Annotated in this window: 3 protein-coding genes and 2 pseudogenes; 3 read left to right on the top strand and 2 right to left on the bottom strand. The window is 43.1% G+C overall.

Annotation, left to right across the window (positions count from 1 at the left end):
* The 3 genes and pseudogenes from ACHUFZ_RS21030 to ACHUFZ_RS21020 form a co-directional block, all read left to right on the top strand.
* Positions 1-177 (top strand): annotated as a pseudogene (locus ACHUFZ_RS21030) (IS5/IS1182 family transposase); the annotation flags it as partial.
* Positions 178-735: 558 nt separating this feature from the next.
* On the top strand, positions 736-1776 hold the full coding sequence (locus ACHUFZ_RS21025) for an alpha/beta hydrolase (protein WP_394128690.1): 1041 nt from the start codon (positions 736-738) through the stop codon (positions 1774-1776).
* A 206-nt stretch (positions 1777-1982) separates the two neighbouring features.
* Positions 1983-3797 carry a mechanosensitive ion channel family protein gene (locus ACHUFZ_RS21020; RefSeq protein WP_394128689.1) on the top strand — a complete coding sequence of 605 codons (1815 nt, stop codon included), beginning with the start codon at positions 1983-1985 and terminating at the stop codon, positions 3795-3797.
* Positions 3798-3834: 37 nt separating this feature from the next.
* On the opposite strand, the gene ACHUFZ_RS21015 is transcribed toward ACHUFZ_RS21020, so the two are convergent.
* A complete protein-coding gene (locus ACHUFZ_RS21015; protein ID WP_394128688.1) occupies positions 3835-4014 on the bottom strand; it encodes a hypothetical protein in 180 nt (59 codons plus the stop codon).
* A gap of 115 nt (positions 4015-4129) precedes the next feature.
* Positions 4130-4306 (bottom strand): annotated as a pseudogene (locus tag ACHUFZ_RS21010) (IS5/IS1182 family transposase); the annotation flags it as partial.

Raw genomic sequence — 4306 nt, 5'->3', positions numbered from 1 at the left:
AATGGTTATCACAAGCGTTCACTCTTAGAAACAGCCATGTATCGAGTGAAGCAGTTGCTAGGTGGGAGGTTAAGCCTGAAAAACTACAATGCTCAGGTTGGCGAAACCTACGCCATGATTAAAGCGCTGAACAAGCTTACAGGGCTTGGTATGCCTGAAACTCAATTTGTTGTTTAAGAATCACACAATTTCGGGCGGTTTGTTTTTCTGTCTGAATTACGCAACAAAGCCAGTGGTGCTCTGAAATCTGACGCCATAGTAGCCATCAATAATGAGCTTTAATTGCCATTTGGTGACACTCGATTGAGAACTTTTTTGAGCTAAGAGATGTACTTTTCAGTTATAGGAATTACTCGTCTATCAATTATTCCGTTCACATAGAGTAATTTTTTCTAATGTTGGGAGCTGATATTAAGCCCGTTTCTTTTAAGATAAATTTGCCGCTCTTTTTATGTAATTAAATTAAGTGTTTAGCCTGATAACTAAGAAGAAAAAGAAGGCTAAGTAACTTACAAATATCATGCTTACAGGTATATATTTCATTATCAACCCTCATGTTTGTGAGGTGATTATGGGTAGTGTTGTGAATATGGAATAGGAATTTGAGAAATTCATTCTTGCTACTTAGCTTCAATCAAAATTGAATTCCTCTAATTCATAGTGCCATTGAATTCGGTTGTGAATAATAGCCTCAGTTCGCCAATCACGACTTTTAAATTCATTACCGGAGCTACTATGAAAACCAAATCACTACGCACATTTATCCCTGCATTGCTACTCGGTTTATCGAGCACTGCGGCGTATGCCGGAATGGAGTTGCAAGAGCGAACCGTTCCGACACCTGCAGGGATATCGATAGAGTTTGCTCAGTTATTTGAGAACAGAGTTATTCCACCGGCACTTCCTGTTCCGAACAACACAGCAGAGTGGTTGGCGTTACAAACCCAATTTGATGCACCGGGTATAAAAATGGCTCAACAAGGCCTAGAGCGTTTGGGCGTTACTTATGAAGCTAAGCAGTTTGCTGGAGTCGATACGTTCTTTGTTACGCCGAAAAACATCGCTCCTGAATATAAAGATAAGTGGCTAGTACATATCCATGGTGGTGCGTTTGTTTTCGGTGGGGGGGAATCTGCGCTGCGAGAAGCTATTTGGGTTGCCAATGGGCTTGGTGCTCAAGTGATCTCTATTGATTATCGTCAACCGCCGTTGCACCCATTTCCTGCGGCAATTGATGATGTCGTTGCCGTATGGAAAGAGCTAATCAAAACACAGTCACCGGAATCGACAGCGATTTTTGGTACGTCTGCAGGCGGTAACTTAACGTTGGCGACGACACTCAAACTTCAGGCACTCGACCTTCCTGCACCTGGCGCGCTGTTTGTTGGGACACCAGCCGTTGATCTTAAAGAGACATCGGACTCATGGTTAACGTTGCAAGGCTTAGATCCTCTAGGCCAGCGAGAAGGGATCATAGAGGGGGCTTTCGATGTGTATGCTGGTGGAGAGGCACTTGATAACCCTCTGATCTCACCAATATATGCTGACATTGATGAATTCCCACCAACGATGTTCATTTCAGGAACTCGAGATCTCTTGTTGAGTGATACGGTTCGTATGCATCGACTATTACGTAGTGCAGGCGTAGAAACTGACCTGCATATATATGATGGTCAATCTCATGGTGATTATCTGAGTGGTATCTTGGTCGATATGCCAGAGTCTGAAGATGCTATTAACGAGCTAGACCAGTTTTTTAATAAGCATATTAACTAGTTTTTCAGCAAGCTAACAGTGAATCACATGGATGTGGATACTTATTGAGAGGATATAATGACAACGTTATTCACTTCATTTTTTAAATGTATATCTACGTTACTGCAAGCTAATTATCATTATGCTCAACATCAATCCGTCGTGGATCATTCCTATTCGCTAGCTCCCATGTTTTCCACGAAACAGAGTAATGACGGGAGCTCGCTGTGACAAGACGTTTCTATTCGATGTTGGTAGCGGTATTTCTCGCCATCCCCTTAGGTCTAACCATACCTAATGCGTTCGCCATGCCAAGTATTGCTTTAGAGCTTGCTGATACATCTAGTCCCCAAAATACTCTAGCGAGCTTTGTCAGGGATTCGAGTGTGGTTATCGAGCATTGGCAAAATGAAACACTGCATCTCAAAGAAGCGCAACACGCTTACTCACAAGTGATCAGAACCATGGATCTGTCTATGGTTCCAAATCGTAGCCGAACTGTTGTCGTGATGGAGAAAATAATTCTTCTTCGTGAGTTGTTAGATCGAATTGAGCAAAGTACTCATCAGTTGGTCCCAAATATTGAGCAAATTAGGGGAGAGGAGATTGACCACTGGCGTTTAGGCAACACAGAGATCGTATTATCTCGCCAAACTCTAGGCGATCGAACCGATCAGTTTTTATTCAGCTCTAATACCATTCAAAGCCTTTCTCGGTGGTATAGAACGATGTCAACCCTTCCTTACTATGCAGACGTACGTCCAGATTATTATCAGGAATTTCTGATTAGCCCAGGGCCTATGTTCTCTAAGCAATTTGTGCTTTCTTTACCTTCATCTTTTAATCAACTCTATGGGCCACTTCCCTTATGGCAATGGCTAGCACTTACTGGTGTTCTGTCACTATGCAAGGTGATGATAAGAATTAGCTTTTTACTTGGGGAGCGTTGGAATAGCCGTTGGGAAGGAAAGGGCTTGAAATGGCGGGCTGGTCGACTTTTGTCGCTAGTGGGTGTGGTGAATTTGTTGTTTTTAGCAAGATGGGTGATAGATGATGGGATATGGGTTACTGGTGGCGTTTATCAGTTGTTTACTACCTTCTTCTTACTCGCTCAGTTTTTCTTTGTCTCGTGGCTTATTATGGCCATCTTCAATTACTTCGCAGATATTTATGTATTCAAAAAGCACAATGGAAAGCACGTAGATTCGTCTCTGATAACCGTCTTAGCGCGTATTTTTGGAGGGTTGACGATTGCTATTCTTGGTATTTACGTCATCGAATTTATGGGCTTTTCAATCTCGCCAATATTGGCTGGTTTAGGTGTCGGTGGCTTAGCGGTTGCACTGGCTATTCGCCCTATATTAGAGAACGTAATCAACGGATTAACGCTCTATGCTGACGGGGGAGTAAAGATTGGTGAGTTTTGCCGTTATGGAGATAAACTTGGAACCATTGAAAGTATTGGTTTGCGTTCGACTCGAGTCCGGACGCTAGAGCGCTCTTTAATTACCATCCCTAACTCGGAATTTGCCAATATGGAAATTGATAATTTGGAAAGGCGTGATAAACGACGCATGGAGCATGTGTTGAGACTACGCTCTGAAACCACCCTTGAGCAATTACGCGTACTGATCGTTAACCTGCGTCGGTTATTGCTACAACATCCAATCATCGAAGAAGAACCGGTTCGAGTGAGACTCATGGGAGTTGGGGAATACTCTATCAATATTAGTCTGATGGCTTACATCAGTTGCCGTGACCATGAAGAGTTCATGGCTGTTCAAGAGGACATTTTGTTTTCTGTGTTGACTCAAGTGGAGAGCATTGGTGCGAAGATAGCTCACTCTACGCAATATCAACTTGTGGATGTAAATGCCAATGACAATGAGGAACAGAAAAGAAAAGCCGAACAGGTTGTGGCGCAGTGGCATGAAGAACAAGCCTTCCCGTTCCCTGATTTCAGTTTTGAATATAAGTACGAAATTCAAAACACCATCATGTATCCGGCGGTAACCTCTGCTGTGCGCCCACCTTCTGCTTAACGCAGTCTCAAGCCATTATGCACGTTAACTCCGCTTGCTATCGTGCGTCAGGTTGAACAATACTATCAAAATAATCCTGCATGGTCTGGTGCAGTAACTGATGAAGTGGAAAACCTCTCTTTGATTGAAGGTAACCACCCTCTACGCCAATTTGGCGCATTTCTTTTGGTAACTTGGGTAATGGGTAACAGCTTAGCTCAGGATCATTCTCGGTCATATAGCTGCTGCCAAAAGAGAAAGCGTCTGAATTTTTAAGCTTACTTCGCAATACTGTGAGGGGCTTTGTTGCGTAATTCGGACAGAAAAACAAACCGCCCGAAATTGTGTGATTCTTAAACAACAAACTGAGTTTCAGGCATACCAAGCCCTGTAAGCTTGTTCAGCGCTTTAATCATGGCGTAGGTTTCGCCAACCTGACCATTGTAGTTTCTCAGGCTTAACCTCCCACCTAGCAACTGCTTCACTCGATACATGGCTGTTTCTGAGAGTGAACGCTTGTGATAACCATA

Origin of the sequence: Vibrio hepatarius (assembly GCF_043642085.1) — a bacterium.
GTDB classification, from domain to species: Bacteria; Pseudomonadota; Gammaproteobacteria; order Enterobacterales; family Vibrionaceae; genus Vibrio; species Vibrio hepatarius_C.
This window is presented reverse-complemented; position numbering and strand designations above follow the sequence as displayed.